This is a genomic window from Shewanella maritima (assembly GCF_004295345.1).
In the GTDB taxonomy this organism is placed as follows: Bacteria; Pseudomonadota; Gammaproteobacteria; order Enterobacterales; family Shewanellaceae; genus Shewanella; species Shewanella maritima.
The window spans coordinates 944,242-958,615 of the sequence record NZ_CP036200.1 but is presented as its reverse complement, the minus strand read 5'-3'; the positions used below and the strand labels follow the sequence as shown (position 1 = coordinate 958,615).

General features: G+C 44.2%; 14 protein-coding genes. All 14 read right to left on the bottom strand.

Annotated elements, in window-relative coordinates; all coding sequences use genetic code 11:
• Positions 1–62 precede the first annotated feature (62 nt).
• The gene (locus EXU30_RS20355) at positions 63–1,001 is read right to left on the bottom strand and encodes a hypothetical protein (protein ID WP_207234097.1); all 939 of its coding nucleotides are present in this window, start codon (positions 999–1,001) and stop codon (positions 63–65) included.
• A gap of 12 nt (positions 1,002–1,013) precedes the next feature.
• The gene (locus tag EXU30_RS20485; protein ID WP_242620317.1) at positions 1,014–1,736 is read right to left on the bottom strand and encodes an HlyD family type I secretion periplasmic adaptor subunit; all 723 of its coding nucleotides are present in this window, start codon (positions 1,734–1,736) and stop codon (positions 1,014–1,016) included.
• A gap of 35 nt (positions 1,737–1,771) precedes the next feature.
• Complete coding sequence (locus EXU30_RS20480) at positions 1,772–2,338, bottom strand: putative HlyD family type I secretion protein (protein ID WP_242620316.1); 567 nt, start codon at positions 2,336–2,338, stop codon at positions 1,772–1,774.
• The gene (locus EXU30_RS04080) at positions 2,331–4,424 is read right to left on the bottom strand and encodes a peptidase domain-containing ABC transporter (RefSeq protein WP_242620315.1); all 2,094 of its coding nucleotides are present in this window, start codon (positions 4,422–4,424) and stop codon (positions 2,331–2,333) included. The genes EXU30_RS20480 and EXU30_RS04080 overlap by 8 nt, the downstream gene beginning before the upstream one ends.
• Positions 4,421–6,073 (bottom strand): ABC transporter transmembrane domain-containing protein, encoded by a 1,653-nt coding sequence (locus tag EXU30_RS04075; protein ID WP_130597942.1) that lies wholly within the window; start codon positions 6,071–6,073, stop codon positions 4,421–4,423. Before EXU30_RS04075 ends, EXU30_RS04080 begins: the two co-directional genes overlap by 4 nt.
• Before the next feature lie 611 nt (positions 6,074–6,684).
• Positions 6,685–7,503 carry a hypothetical protein gene (locus EXU30_RS04070; RefSeq protein ID WP_130597941.1) on the bottom strand — a complete coding sequence of 273 codons (819 nt, stop codon included), beginning with the start codon at positions 7,501–7,503 and terminating at the stop codon, positions 6,685–6,687.
• Positions 7,500–7,694: a hypothetical protein gene (locus EXU30_RS04065; protein WP_130597940.1), complete on the bottom strand. Its 195-nt coding sequence runs from the start codon at positions 7,692–7,694 to the stop codon at positions 7,500–7,502. The genes EXU30_RS04070 and EXU30_RS04065 overlap by 4 nt, the downstream gene beginning before the upstream one ends.
• 855 nt (positions 7,695–8,549) lie before the next feature.
• Positions 8,550–9,092: a recombinase family protein gene (locus EXU30_RS04060; RefSeq protein ID WP_130597939.1), complete on the bottom strand. Its 543-nt coding sequence runs from the start codon at positions 9,090–9,092 to the stop codon at positions 8,550–8,552.
• Between the two features lie 145 nt (positions 9,093–9,237).
• Positions 9,238–9,459: a hypothetical protein gene (locus tag EXU30_RS04055; protein WP_130597938.1), complete on the bottom strand. Its 222-nt coding sequence runs from the start codon at positions 9,457–9,459 to the stop codon at positions 9,238–9,240.
• A gap of 94 nt (positions 9,460–9,553) precedes the next feature.
• A complete protein-coding gene (locus tag EXU30_RS04050; RefSeq protein WP_130597937.1) occupies positions 9,554–12,388 on the bottom strand; it encodes a DUF927 domain-containing protein in 2,835 nt (944 codons plus the stop codon).
• A gap of 45 nt (positions 12,389–12,433) precedes the next feature.
• The gene (locus EXU30_RS04045) at positions 12,434–12,760 is read right to left on the bottom strand and encodes a hypothetical protein (RefSeq protein ID WP_130597936.1); all 327 of its coding nucleotides are present in this window, start codon (positions 12,758–12,760) and stop codon (positions 12,434–12,436) included.
• A 9-nt stretch (positions 12,761–12,769) separates the two neighbouring features.
• Positions 12,770–13,027, bottom strand: coding sequence for a helix-turn-helix transcriptional regulator (locus EXU30_RS04040; RefSeq protein ID WP_130597935.1), 258 nt, complete (start codon positions 13,025–13,027; stop codon positions 12,770–12,772).
• 96 nt (positions 13,028–13,123) lie between these two features.
• Complete coding sequence (locus EXU30_RS04035) at positions 13,124–13,837, bottom strand: hypothetical protein (protein ID WP_130597934.1); 714 nt, start codon at positions 13,835–13,837, stop codon at positions 13,124–13,126.
• Between the two features lie 111 nt (positions 13,838–13,948).
• Complete coding sequence (locus tag EXU30_RS04030) at positions 13,949–14,368, bottom strand: hypothetical protein (protein ID WP_130597933.1); 420 nt, start codon at positions 14,366–14,368, stop codon at positions 13,949–13,951.
• Positions 14,369–14,374 lie beyond the last annotated feature (6 nt).

Genomic DNA, 14,374 nt, shown 5'->3' with positions numbered 1-14,374 from the left:
TAACACTGCTATCTTCCTTAACTTGTTGATTTTTATGTTGACCTTCAATTGTTAACGGCTTTTCATGGCTGCCAGTGCCAGTGCCAGTGCCAGTGCCAGTGCCAGTGCCAGTGCCAGTGCCAGTGCCAGTGCCAGTGCCAGTGCCAGTGCCAGTGCCAGTGCCAGTGCCAGTGCCAGTGCCAGTGCCAGTGCCAGTGCAGTGCCAGTGCCAGTGCCAGTGCCAGTGCCAGTGCCAGTGCCAGTGCCAGTGCCAGTGCCAGTGCAGTGCCAGTGCCAGTGCCAGTGCCAGTGCCAGTGCCAGTGCCAGTGCCAGTGCCAGTGCCAGTGCCAGTGCCAGTGCCAGTGCCAGTGCCAGTGCCAGTGCCAGTGCCAGTGCCAGTGCCAGTGCCAGTGCCAGTGGTCACTTCTGTAAATGGCACAGCAGTCACTTGGGCGGGTTTTGGGGTCACATTAAAAGCGATGGTAAAATTGGCAGGGTTTTCGCTGTTGTGGTTTGCAGACAAGGCTTGTGCAATTGTTGAAAGGCCAGGGACTTGGGCGTGTGAAATGCTGATATGCTGCTGTTCAATCCCTGTGGTCTCACTACTACCATGTTCGATTATCGGTTGAGCATGGGACGCTTTGCTTGCTGTTGTCTTTATATCGGTTGGTGTTAATTCTGATGTTGATTGACTGGCAATTTGCGCTGAAGCATCTGCATCACCATCTGTGGTTGGCGCGCTGTTGGATTTGTCAGCGAGGGGCGTCTCATCAGTGTGTTGTGGATGGGGAATGGCAGCAGTTTGACCGACTTGCCAAGGCTTATCTGCAACAAGATCTTTGTTACCTATTTGGCTGGTTTTGCCGTCACGAAGCTCTTTTGCTTTGAGCTTTTCAACATCAGCATCCACTTTTTTCGCTTTGGATTGGGCGATTTGTTCCCGTTTTAATTGCTGCTTAGATTTACTTGCTTGCTCGCCATGCTGAGTTTTGTTGTGTGGGCGATTTTCATCGTGTGACATCGTAATTGACTCCTATCGCTCACCAAAAGCTTCAGTAACATTAGTAAATACAGGCTTCCAAAGGTATTGAAATACGCTTTTCTCACCAGTAACAATATCGGCTTCACCGGTCATCCCTGGAAGCAGATCAAATTGACCCGGGTGTTCGCCAAAATAGGGTTTATCAATGCTTATCTGTACCTTATAAAAAACGCCACCTTTCTCATCTTTGTCTGTACTGGGAGAGATGCGAGTGACAGTGCCGTCGAGCGCACCGTAACGACTATAATCAAACGCATCTATCTTGATTCTGGCAGGCTGATTTTCACGAACAAAGCCAATATCTCTCGGTGATAACTTCACTTCCATCAAGCCTGTTTTTGTCATGGGTACAATGACGGCTACCGTGCCTCCGGGTTGAATAACGCTGCCGCTAGATGTAGAGGGAATTGATTGAATAATGCCATCAACAGGTGCGGTCACCGTGTTTTGCGACACTAAAGAGCCAGATGATTTTAGTTGCGCCAGAATGCCCAGTAGTTGGGCCTGAGTTTCAGTGCGTTTTTCTTCAACTTCTTTAAGTTGAGTGGCTTGTTTCTGTTTAAGTTGTTGCTCGAGATTGATCAGGTTTTTGGCCAAAACTTGCTGTTTACTTTGCATGCTTTTTAGTTCGCGCATATAGGCATCAAGCTTTTGTTGCGACTCTAAAATACGCAATTTTGATACCGCTTGCTCGGCGGTAACCGAGAGCATCATTTTTAGGGTTTGTTGGGCGGTATTAATTTGATCTTCTAAAGGGGGATTTCCGTTTCTAGCCCATCAAGTTCCGCTTGAGATTTTGCGATTTCAGACGCCGACAGTTGCTGCATGGCTTCGCGTTCTTGATTCATGCGCAGCAATGATGCCGTGTGGAGTTTGACCAGTTGTGGGTAGGTGCTATTAAACTCATCAAAGTTGGCTGAGCGTTGTTGAATAAACGCATCGTATCGTTCAATTCTCAGTAGCAGGTTAGCGCGTTTACTCTCTAATTCCTCTTCTGCAGATTGACTATCAATGGCGACAAAACTGGCTAGCACATCACCTTTTTTGACCTGATCACCTTCTTCTACCACCACAGAGGCTATGGTACCGCCGGTGAGGCTCTGAATCACTTGCCGATGTCCTAGCGGTACAACCTGGCCTTTGGATTTTGATATCTCTTCTACTTGGGTCAATATCGACCACAGTAGCATGACCAAAACGGAACTGGCGATGAGGATGATAATCCGCGTGATGAGTTTCTTCTCTGTAGGGGCTTCTATTGCTTCTGTAAACTCATGAGCAGGCCAAGTTCGATTGGCAAGCTGTCGATTATCCATGGCTGCTCTCCTGAGGTAGTTGGCTGTTTTCGCTGTTTTCGCTGTTGGGGGCGCTTGGGTCGGGGACTGGCCCTGCATAGACCACAGTGCCTTTATCTAAAATGATCACTTTGTCAGCCTGTTGAATTAAGTCGGCGTCGTGGCTGGTAAATAACACGGTTGTATTGCCCTTCAACTTAGCAAAGGTTTCGAGTAACTGCGCTTTGGCATGGGGGTTTTGATTGGCAATCGGTTCGTCAAGTAAGATCAACTGGGACTGTTTCAATAGTGCTCTTGCTAAGCTGATATAGCCACTTTCCACGGGAGACAGCAGACTATGGCCGTTTTTAAACAGTTCACAATGGATGTTATTGTCGAGTGCATCAAATAGGGCGGCACCACCGGCTGCGTATAGCGCGTTAATCAGTTCTTCATCGCTAGCACTAGGCATAGATATGCGGATATTGTCAGCTAAGGTACCTGGTAGTAAATCAGCTTGAGCTGGGCTATAAGCTGCCCATTGCCTGAGCGCTTGCGGGTCATATTGTTTTAAGTTTTTGCCGTTAATCGTGACAAAGCCCGCCTGAGATTCAACCACGCCAATCGCCGCTAACAGCAGCGAGGTTTTGCCACAAGCATTGGGGCCAATAATCGCCACATTTTCACCGGCATCTATGTCTACCGAGATGCCTGATAATGCGGGCTCAGCATCTGCACTATAACGTAAGGTCAGATGTTGGAAGCTCAGCTGCGGAGCTTGGCTAGTATCAGGTAAATCCAGCCGGAGTTCATTATGTTCAGTAGAAGCGGTCATGAAGCGGTCAAACTGCTCGGCAGCACTTTTAACCATAGTGATCTTTTGGCTCGATGAAAATGCCAGTTGTGCAGGGCCTGTGATACGCCAAATCAACATCACACAGGCGATGAGCGCCCCAGGGCTGATACTCTGATTCAGCACTAAAAAAATGCCCGTAAATACGGTGACTAACGCGGTGAATAAACTCATCGCATGGGCAACCGCGGCATTGAGCCCACTGCGTTTCGCGTAGATAAAGTTTTGTCGGCAATGTTCACGACATTGACGACAAAACTTAACGTACCACCCTTCATTGTGGCCGCTGGTTTTGACTTGAAGTAGGTTCTTGGCTAACTCGTTCAACGATTGTTGATAGTCGCTGCTAATTGTCGGCGAGGCCGATTGAGTGAATTTGTTGGTCAGCTTCATAACCCAATAAAAAAGCGCCAACATACTCAGCGGCACTACGACTAACCAGCCACTCAATAGCGCGATGGTAACCAGTGCAATTAAGGTAAAAGGAACATCGACTAAACCGGTGCCTGCGGGACCAGATAGTAGTACTCGCATTTTTTCAGCATTGCGCATTCTGGAGATATGATTAGACAGTCCGACGCGAGAGAGTACGGTCAATGGCATGCTCAGCAAACGATCGAAGGTCAAATTAGACAGATCGCGAGCAAATCGATTGCTGGTATTGGCGAGTACCTTGGCACGCACTAATCTGCTTGAGACCAAAATACTGATTGCTAACGCGGCTCCTAAAGCAATGGTTGGCAATACCGATGGGCTCTGGCCACCAATCACCCGGTCATATACCGCCATTGTAAACAGCGGTACCGCAAGGCCGGTGATACTGGCCAGAAGGCTTAACCAGAAAACCGGTCGATACCACTTGGTCTTTTTACTTAGCTCATGGGCAAAGGCTTTGGTGTTTTGCTTATCCGTCGGCAAGCTATCAACAATCAGAATGTGACCGCCTGTCTTGGCTGTAAGAGGTTGCCACTGATCGTTATTACCAAGTTGTTCAAGGTGTTCATGGCGCCGGCGGATAACCTGGGCTGGTGAGTTATCTGGAATAAACAAACACGGGTGACTCGTTTGTGCCATCATCTGCGGACTAAACTGCAACACGCGAAAGCTCAGCTTGTGTTTTTTTAACAGCTGATTTAACGATAACGTATCGAAAGGTTGTGATTGTTGATCATTGAGCAAATGGCTGGCTTGCGCGTATAACCCAAGTTGTTGTAACAGCGAAATTGTGGCCTGTTTCAGGTCATTATTTTGTGACATATGAACGACGGAATTCATGCTGACACCTCCTTCGCTTGCTGCTGGCAGTGTCCTTGGGTATCAATATGTAGATGTATGTCGCTCAATGCTCTAATACTAGTAAAATAACTGGCGAATATGATGGTCATGTCGCCGCGATAGCTAGCTAATAATTTCAGCAACCTTTGTTGTGAGTCTGCATCCAATGAGATCATCGGTTCATCAAGCAGTAAAATTGAGGGCGATTGGACTAATGCCCGCACTAAGCCAATGAGCTTAATCGCACCTTTATTCAACATTTGGCTGTCGTTATTGCCCACAAGTGTTTGATAGCCCGCAGGCAGTTGCGCGATGGTTTCTGTTAACCCTAAGGTTTCCGCTATGGCCATAGCTTGCGGTTCTTTGTCAGCAGCAAATAAGGTCATGTTTTCCATCAGCGTGCCAGCCATCAAGGTTGGCCAAGGGGATACGTGCAGTACCGACTGACGATATTCACTGCGTTTATGTTGGCTTTGCTCGACACCAGCAATCAATATTTTTCCGCTTTCTACCCGATGAAACGCGCCAATACTACTTAGTAGCAGACTAGCGTGAGTGAGCGGGTTAGAGGTCACTGTCACAAAGCTCCCTGCTGGAATTTCAATATTGACATCAACGAGCTTGGCCCCGGTTTGTTGCAAGCTAACTTGGTGCAGCTGTATTGGGCCTAGAGGAAGTTTTTGTTGGTATTGGGTTGTGCCATCAAAAACCTCCCCTGGCAGCTGGCTCAACTGCTCAACCTGTGACATAGCCGTTTTCGCCACAGCCAACCGTGAACGTAAGCTGATGATGGCACTTAATGGGGCGATTGCCCGGCCGGCCAAAATAGAGCAAGCAGCGAGTCCCCCTGTGGTTAAATCACCGTTGAGCACCGCCAAGCAACCTATGAGGACGATAAGCAAGGTGGTGGCTTGCGAAGCACCTTGAATAAGTTCCTGTAATTTGGACGACAACCAGTCGACTTGTTGCTGCTGGGCGAGTCGTTGGTAATTGATCTCGTTGTACATACCACTGAGTTTGGTTTCCATTCCCAGAGCTTTGGCGGTAGTGAGTCCCGATAGCACCTGGATAAGCAAGCGTGAGCGCTCACCCTCGGTAAGCCCTAAAGCTTGGGTGGCTTGATTGAGTTGTTTACCAATCAGGTAAACAAGTACGCCAATTACCGCCCATACCGCGATGGGGATGAGCACCAGTGGGCCGCCAATATACGCCACTAAAGCCAAGAAAATCAGCACGAAGGGAAAATCCATCAATGCAACAAGCGCTTGGCCTGAATAGATTTCTCGCATAGTGGCAATGCTGTTTAACCCGTTGGCAATCACCCCAGTGCCTAAAGACTCAATCCGCTTATAATCAGATTGCAATAACGCGCCTACGGTATGGGTAGTTGTTTGAAGTTCAAAATTTGCCGCGCTGGAAGCAAGTACCCAACTGCGTGCATAGCGCAGAACCAGTTCTAATAAAATGGCAACGGCCACGGCAGAAACCAGCACGCTGGCAGTGCCATACCCTTGATTCGGCAGAATTCGGTCGTAAATTTGCAGCATAGTGAAAGGCAGTGCCAATGACAGCAAGTTAATCAAGGTAGACGAAAGCAATAGCTCGACCCAAGCACGGTTTTTGATTAGCAGGCTAAAGTTGTCTGTCATTGCTTACTTCCTTGTTGTGGGGGAGATACGTCATTACGGAACGATTTTTGAGCGGTTACTATTACCAGATTAGTAGTAATTTTAGTGAAAAGACTATGTTTTGTGGAATTTTTGTGACTAAAACCGTATGTGTAGTCCAAATGAGTGGGTTTTAAAAATGAGGGCTTTAGATGAGCATATCATTAGACCTGAATTTAAATTCTTAGCGTCCATTTTGTTGCTGAAAACTTAGTTTACATTGAGCGGTTATTATCAAGCTTGTTTTACAGATAGCTAATGGATGCATTGTCGTGCAGTTTTTTCACCTCAATTAATTTGAGTTCAAAGGCGGAGGGGAGTACGCAATACAGTGTTAATTGTAATAAACCAACGTACAGAGATTATGCTAGATAAATCGCGTAGAACAACGTAGAAATTGCAGCTAGTTATTCTACTTGTGAAATTTTTCGTAGAAAGCAAAAAGCTCACCCGAAGGTGAGCTTTTTAATGTTTGGTGGGGCGGCGGGACTTGAATTTGTTTTTTAACTTGATGTTATATATGGAATAATAGGTTTTCATCTCTTTGTTGTGTTACCTTTGGTGTTTCTTTAGGTTTACACTCATTGGGTAGATTATTTTTCACGTAGAAGATGTTTAACTTTTTTATCAAGTTTACTCAAGCGGTCATTGTTCACAATCGTCTGTAGCGATTTTATATGTCCGAGCAACCGTAGTAAGTATGTTTCGCTCACTCTAGTTAATCTGCCTTCGGGGAGCATACTTTCTACAGTGTATTCGTCCAGCAGATGGAAAATAAACTCTAAGTTATTGATGCTTTGATGCCATATTGTTTCAATTTCACTATCAAGCTGTTGCTTTGCAATAACTTTAAACTGCATAAACTCAGGGAATGGAAACCCAAAACGCATTCCATCAATTAAAGATGATACGGTTTTATATTCTACCCATGGGTTTTGGCTTTGATCCACATAAGTGTCTAAATCAGTGCTTGGAGAATTGATTAAGGTCTCATAGACTTTGAACTGTTCGTTTAATGAGCGAGTTATTTCTCGTACTCTAAAATCTTTTTCACTCATCGCTACTTGGGCTGCAAGTGCTGAGGCACTCTTTTCGGCTTCAATTCTAGTAAGTTGGAGTTCTATTTTGCTGTTTTCTAAAGCTTCTGTAGAGGCTCGTAATTCTTTGAGCTGAATTCGAATTGACCATACCAGCAGGCCAATAGTTGCGAAGCTTAAAATTGGGTTGAGTGTGCCCCCTACGTAATCACCAAATTGTGCGAACGATTCTTGGGAGAAAATACCACTAGACCCGAATGATATGAAATAAAAGCCCAGAATAAACACTGTAATCACAATCACAGCAAATCCACCACGTATTAATGGCCTAGGGAGAAAAGAGCTTTTACCTTCAACCTTTGTTTCTTGATTCATTTTCGCCTCATGATAATGAAGAAAATTGTAATGGTGATAGCTGCTAGGGCTATATGGGTTGGTTCAAATAGATAACCGTCTACTTTCGTAACCGTTTGTGAGTTTAAAGCGATAGTTTGGGCTGCGCCCTCTTGTTCTGGAACAGGCTCTAGCTCATGTTTTTTGGGTTCTTCACCGCCGCCACCAGGCATAACAACTCCTTGTTTTGATTTACTAATATGAGTTAACCGGACGGCGATAGCATAACGTAGGTTTAAAGGCGTTTAAATCTAATTGGCGCCTTTTATGGCTTAGTTCATATAAATAGCCGTAGCTGCCACTGGTGAGTTTAGTCACTGCAGAATTCCCACTTCTTAGCTGGTGGGAACAGCGTAGCTTGTTAGTGGAAGTAGTTATTCCCCCACAAAATCAACATATAAGCAGTCTTGTTCCCAGTTTCCCACAGTTACCACAGGGTAAGTGTCACTGCTTAATCTCGGGCTCTAGATTCCGTTTAGCAAATGCGGCTCGCAGAGGGGAAAGGGCTTGTAATCGTTACCTTATATGTATTCTCCACCTAATAAATAGGGCTAAAAAAACAGTTTGAGTTTTGGCATGCATAAAAATCTGTCTGGGGCGGCGGTACACTAGCCAAAGGCCATAGAGATTCTAATACCCCCTACTATGAATATAGGTGCATATATATGCATCAAAGGGCTTTTTGTTTTCATTTTAATGCCACATAAAAATCTGTCTGGGGCGGCGGTGTACAAACTGAATAACTAGACTTTTATAACCCCCCTTGCTGGAATTAGTAGCTGTTTAAATATCGCGAGAATCGCTTCGCATACTAGGGCAAGTTCAAAGTACCTTGAGGTTATTAGGAGGGCTTTGGAGTGACGTTGAGGCTGTGTTCTGAGCGCATGACTAGGTAGGCAAGGGGAGCGGGGTGGTAACAGTGGGAAAGTGGGAATAACTAGCGTCAAAGCCTTGAGTGGTAAGCTTTCCAGTTGTTCCCGTTGTTTGGTTTTATTGTTCCCAGTGTTCTTCCAGTGGGAACAAATCAATTAGCTGGCTAGTGCTCTTTGTACTGTCGATAGAGCGCAACCACACTCATTAGCAATCTTGCGTAGTGAAAGCCCTTCAGCTTTTAAAGCTCTGATCTTGTCGTGTAGATTGTTATCGGTTGGGCGACCTTTGTACTTGCCTTGTGCTTTAGCTTGTTGAATACCTTCTAATTGGCGTTCTCTGATCATTGAGCGTTCAAACTGGTAAACGCTACCTAGCATACTTAACATAAGCTCTTGCATTGGGTTTGACTCACCAGTAAAGGTTAAGCTCTCTTTATGAAAGCAAACTGATATACCTTTATTAGTTAGGTCTTTTACTAGAGTCAGCAAATCCTCAAGGTTACGAGCTAAGCGGCTAATGTCGTGTACGTGGATTTCATCACCTTCACGAACATACTCAAGCATTGATTCAAGGCCAGGTCGATTTGTGTCTTTACCAGAGCACTTATCTTCAAATACTTTATCGAATTCAATGTTGGCCAATTGGCGGTCTAAGTTTTGCTCTACTGTGCTTACTCTAATGTATCCAACTTTTGACATAGTATTACCTGTACCGTTTTAAGTCTTAGATGTATTCATAATAATGTACCGATATATAAAATCAAGCTTATATCGGTACATATAACTAAACAATCTGTACTCGTTTGCGTTGTACTCTTTTGGGTATAATCAAAGCGGTACAGGACTATAACGGTTCAACGTATTCGAGAAAGTGTTCATTACTTTCAGCCCTTTCAACCTCTCCATCAATGTTTGAAATCATTCCTTCGATTTTTTGACTACCGTTTTCGTATTCGACAAGAGCCCAACAAGCCAAAGGCTCCAAGTCTAAACATTCGTTATATCTAACTTTCCAACCAGTGGCGGAGGAAATAGAAATAACTTTGCATTGTAATGGTTGTTCCATTGTTTAATATCCTCATTTTTGAATGTTGTAACTCGAGTAAGCTTAGCTAGCTGCATTGTTATGCCTCCTGTACTTGTTCCCTGTTGGTGGTTTGTTAAGCTGCAAATAAAACGCTGCCTTTGACCTTATATATTGGCCTAGCACTTTTACCTGAGCCTGGTAATCTTTCTTTCGTCTTTAATCGGTTCTCCTTTAGTTCACTGTCTCTTAGAATCAAAGCGCCTCTATCTCTCAACAATCTGGCAGCTCTGAGGTGGTCATTGCCTTTGCAAATTCGTGTTTCAAATGCGTTGGGATATATGTAGTAAATGACTTCTTGTGTATCTCCCTCGGTAGCATTTTTATCTTCAAGATAATATCTGAATCCCCACATCTCAGCTGGTGAGGGGACGTGGGTATCTGTAATCGTGCTTTGATGGTCAGCAAAGCCTTTGGCTTTCTTATCCCATCGTTTAAACTTGGATTCACCGTATAGCTCTAGTTGAGTTTTGATTTCTTCCAATAGCTGTTTATCTTCCATGTTGCCTTCGCCGCCTCGGGTCTTTAACCAAGATTTAAAGCACTCTCTAGCAGCTGAATAAGCCTCACCTTTATTCCAGCCTGTGATATTCCACTTTGTTGCGAGTTCACCGGCTAACCCGACTAATGCAAACTTGGCAGCAGCTCGTTGCACTTGTCCACCAGCTTCAGGAGTAAGGTTACTTGAAACAAACTTGTCGACTTCTTTTACTAGCCAAGTTGTTAGTTCTTTTAGATCTTGAGATACAAGCGTGTCGATAAAGGCGGGGAACGCTAGGCCGTGATACTGTTGCATGTTTCGCTTTAAGTGATTTGAAAGATCAGCACCACCAGCAAATTCATGGCAATGGTCAAAAACGCCTTTATGCTTTTTATCTTGTTCTGACTCTTGGAAAGTAGCCTTAATACCTAGAAAGCGCATTTCCATGCCTCCCGTCACTTTCTTGCCACCCTCAAGCAAATATTGCTCTAGTGTTTTCTCGCCATTGGTTAAGTAGGTGAGTTTCCATTTATGCTGTGACTCTCTCGCTTGGCCTCGGTCATTTGCCCGGTGCTTTCCTTGGCCGTTGCCTAACATGTAAATAATGTCGCCAATAATACGAGCATCTACTTGGTTAATTTCATCAAGTGCTAACAACATGTCGGAATGAGCGGAGGCTAGGCTTTCTAGGGCGTTGTCTGTTGCTCTAAATGTACATTTGTAGCTTTCTGGGTCGCCATATACAGAGCAAGCAACATTAAGTAACGTGGATTTACCCCAAGAGCTATCACCAAAGAAATGAAAGCCCATTGACTCATAGCCCATTAACTCGACTAATGGGGCTGAAAGTGCCGCACTCACTGAAAATAGAGCTAGGGAGTTTCCCTTGCAATAGTGGCTAACATTAGCTTTCCAATCATCAAGTGAACCAGTTTCACCAAGTTTGCATAGTGTCGGGCTCTCGCTGTAAAACATTACTTGTTCATTGGTGCCAGCTACGGATTCAGGGAATACAAATGCCTTGTTATGCCACCCCATTTTGTAAACTAAGGAAACTCGCTGCTCTGTTTCATATTCTTGAAGGTACTCAAGGATTTTGCGCTTAGCTTCACGGTGGGAGCTAATATCTAACCCACGTTCTAACAAGCCACGAATGACCTCGGAACCTCCATCAGTTGCAAAGGCTTGCATTGGTATATTCCAAACCTTTTCTTGTTGGTCGAAATCTTCAAACTTGAGCAATATTCCCCAGTTCCTGCCATCACCATGACCACTTCTTGAACGGGCTACAAACTCTAAAGGGGCGCAAAGTCGCTTGCTGTTTCCTTTGTCATCTGTGTACCAAATCCCGTTTTTATCAAGTCTGTAACCGTGAGGGATACCGTCTTGTAATGCGAGTTGTTTTACTTCGGCTTTAGTAAATAACTTATTGAGTTCAGTGGCTTTAGCTATATGTTGAGCTGTCCAACCAAGTTCTATAGCTTCATAAGCATCGGCCTTATCCGGCCAGTGACCACCAGCAATCAATTCACCGTTTTTAGAAGGGGCGTTTTGGACGAAACATTGAGTATCAATGACTCTGAAATTCTCTATACCTATGTTTTTTAGTTGTTTGTGTAATACGGCTACAGACTCTTTACCAGCTTGATCATTGTCAGGCCAAAAGATAACTTGTTTACCTTTGAGTGGGGTAAAGTCGGTTTTGCTTATTGCTTTAGATCCACCAGCCCAACACGTAACAAAGCTGTCAGGGAATAACCCTGTTGCTGCATCTGCGGCTTTTTCTCCTTCACATATAACCGCAGTTGAGTGTGTCTTTATGCGGTTAAGGCGATAAAGAGGGCGCCCAATAGGTAGTTGTCGCCAATGCCACCTTGGTTCTTGCTCTCCATAAACACCATAAGCTAACGGCCTATAGTCCTTTTTCCGTTGTCCAGCTTTGTTTGAATCAAAACGCATGATCCTCATTAGCAGCACATTGTCTTGTGAATAGTAGTCCCAAACTTGAGATGGTTTACCGTTCTTAGGGTGTCGAGTTGGGCAATTGTCTCTAACATTAGCTGGTGGCGGATAGATGGCCTCGAATACTTCCTGTTTCTTAGTTGGTGTTTTTGCCTTTGATTCATTAGTGCGAATTGAAACGATACCTAAGTATTCGCTGAGCAATTTAGCCGCATCACCTTGTTTTATCCCTTCAACATAGGCAACTAGGCTGATAAGGTCTGCCCCACCGTCATTTGTAGCAAAGTCTTTCCAAACACCTGTGTTCAGGTTGATTGAAAATGAGCCCTTGCTACTGTCATTTCTAGTTGGGTTTAGAGCAATCCATTCATGGCTTTGCTTTGAACCATCAGGCACCCAGTTTTGAACCACATTTAATGCAGAGTTTAAGGCGCTGTCGTTTATTGTTTTAAAGTCGATTTTTTGCATTGTGATCCTTGCTCATACATGTAATTGATGGGCTAGTGCAATGAGCTAGGCCGCTGGTCGGTATTCAGGTTTGTAGCTAAATTGGTGAACAAGTACCTGGTAAACTAAATCAAAGTTAGCGCAACAATTATTTAGCCAATAGCGTTGAACAATTGTGTCTTGGCCGCATTTACCAACTACTGATTCACAGTGGTTATTGAACGTAATTTGATAATTGTTACTAAGGGTAAAAACAAGTACATTTAGGTTCTCACAGTTAAAATAGCTATTCGCTTCAAGCTGATTTAATGAGCCCCCTTGGTAACAGTGGTAAAGCACTTGCGCTATCTGTGGTGGCACTGTTGCTGGTGGAGTTAGGGTAATTGTTTGCATAGCACCCCCCTATATCTCTTGCTTACGTGAGGCTACTAGTCGCTGAACAATTGCGATTATTTCATTCTCTGTTTTAGCCGCCGCTCGTGCTTTAATTACTGACGTTAGTTCATGCTCATACCAGCCTACAGCTCTGCAACCTAGACTAAACGATGGTGGGAAAGTCCCAGCTTTGATTTGGCGGTGAAGTGAGGTTTCGGAAAGCCCTAAAAGTGCTAAAACCTCTGGTTTACGAAGTATTTTTAAGTGATTTGAATAAGTGTTCATAGCCAGTCCCGAATGTTTATGGAGATTACTGGCTGTTAATTATTCACATGAGTTTATAAGTGTGGATGGGGTATTTTTAAAAATAAATTTTATGTTTTATCCCGTTTGTTCTTTAGAAGCTTGAATGTCGAGTTGATTATGCCAAGCTATGGCTTCATTGATATAGTTAGATGGGTCTTGAAGGAGTAAGCCAGCAGATTCTAAAACGAGTTTTACAAGTAGCCATAAAGATATTTCAGGGCTTTGCTTTCCTCTTTCGTGATCACGCCATGCTAAAGTTACATCAGTAATAACACGGCCATTCGCAACATAATTTCTCCATAATCCCACGATGCGGCCAACTAAATATCTCGGGGTCTCTTTTCTTGCATGTTTCTGTTTTGATATTTCTTCAAGATGATTGTTCGCACTGTCTAGTAGTATCTCTAGTTCAAGTGTTGGGTCACTTTTCCAGTGAGATAAAGGGACTGAGCCTTTTATGTCTTTTTCCGCTAAATATGCATGTTGACTAAACTCAGCTTGAGCATAAGGGTCAAGAGACTGAAGAGCTGTAATGGCTTTTGATAATCCATTTGATACTTTTTTCAATTGAGCGATATTGAAAGCGCGATCATTCATTTCACTTCTAGTGTCTATAGACACCGAGTTAACCTCTATAGCTCGTTCAAGACCATTGATAAAGCTATCAGTGCTTTCAGAGGTTGGAAAATATCCATTCAACAACTCGAACAGGGTGTTATGTTCTTCATCATTAAATTGAAATGGCTCTACCCATGCCCCCTCAATAAGCGCCCACTCTCTATCTTCCATTAATATCGCCCCCGCGATCCCAAGTTAAGGACAAAGCCAGGGGCGGTTGGGTGGCCGCCCTTTTCGGGAGCTAACCTAGGCTTTGTAAATACATACAGCTGCTTTGACTTATCAAGCAGCCTGTTTTGCTGGTGGGTTTTCTAGTAAGTCGTTCGCTAACTCTGTTGCGCTGTGCAGTAAATCAAATATAGCCCAAGCTGCGTTTACTATGTGCAGATAAAGTTTGTTACCATTGAGTGACGCAGGGTTGATGAGATCAATACCATCGTGCAAATCTTCCTTGGCTTCATAGAATAGTTTGTAAGCCTTGAACTGTTCACTGGTGGATGGTATCGCCTTTTCTTCGCCAAATTCTTTAGCTACATCGGTAGCTTGCTCTAAGCTAGCTATAACCTTATCAAGTGCCAATTTTATATCCTGGATTACTGGGTGATTAACGTCTTTGCAAAGCAATAATAGGCAATGGCTTAGCCCCAGTGCTTGTTCATGCTTCAGAAATAGATCTACCCCTCTGTTATCATGTGCATTCATATTTAA

Coding starts and splice junctions, on each gene's coding strand:
- EXU30_RS04045 (WP_130597936.1), bottom strand. CDS start 12,760: ATGCAAACAATTACCCTAACTCCACCAGCAACAGTGCCACCACAGATA.
- EXU30_RS20355 (WP_207234097.1), bottom strand. CDS start 1,001: ATGTCACACGATGAAAATCGCCCACACAACAAAACTCAGCATGGCGAG.
- EXU30_RS04075 (WP_130597942.1), bottom strand. CDS start 6,073: ATGACAGACAACTTTAGCCTGCTAATCAAAAACCGTGCTTGGGTCGAG.
- EXU30_RS04030 (WP_130597933.1), bottom strand. CDS start 14,368: ATGAATGCACATGATAACAGAGGGGTAGATCTATTTCTGAAGCATGAA.
- EXU30_RS04035 (WP_130597934.1), bottom strand. CDS start 13,837: ATGGAAGATAGAGAGTGGGCGCTTATTGAGGGGGCATGGGTAGAGCCA.
- EXU30_RS04040 (WP_130597935.1), bottom strand. CDS start 13,027: ATGAACACTTATTCAAATCACTTAAAAATACTTCGTAAACCAGAGGTT.
- EXU30_RS04050 (WP_130597937.1), bottom strand. CDS start 12,388: ATGCAAAAAATCGACTTTAAAACAATAAACGACAGCGCCTTAAACTCT.
- EXU30_RS04060 (WP_130597939.1), bottom strand. CDS start 9,092: ATGTCAAAAGTTGGATACATTAGAGTAAGCACAGTAGAGCAAAACTTA.
- EXU30_RS04080 (WP_242620315.1), bottom strand. CDS start 4,424: ATGAATTCCGTCGTTCATATGTCACAAAATAATGACCTGAAACAGGCC.
- EXU30_RS04065 (WP_130597940.1), bottom strand. CDS start 7,694: ATGCCTGGTGGCGGCGGTGAAGAACCCAAAAAACATGAGCTAGAGCCT.
- EXU30_RS20480 (WP_242620316.1), bottom strand. CDS start 2,338: ATGGATAATCGACAGCTTGCCAATCGAACTTGGCCTGCTCATGAGTTT.
- EXU30_RS04070 (WP_130597941.1), bottom strand. CDS start 7,503: ATGAATCAAGAAACAAAGGTTGAAGGTAAAAGCTCTTTTCTCCCTAGG.
- EXU30_RS04055 (WP_130597938.1), bottom strand. CDS start 9,459: ATGGAACAACCATTACAATGCAAAGTTATTTCTATTTCCTCCGCCACT.
- EXU30_RS20485 (WP_242620317.1), bottom strand. CDS start 1,736: ATGATGCTCTCGGTTACCGCCGAGCAAGCGGTATCAAAATTGCGTATT.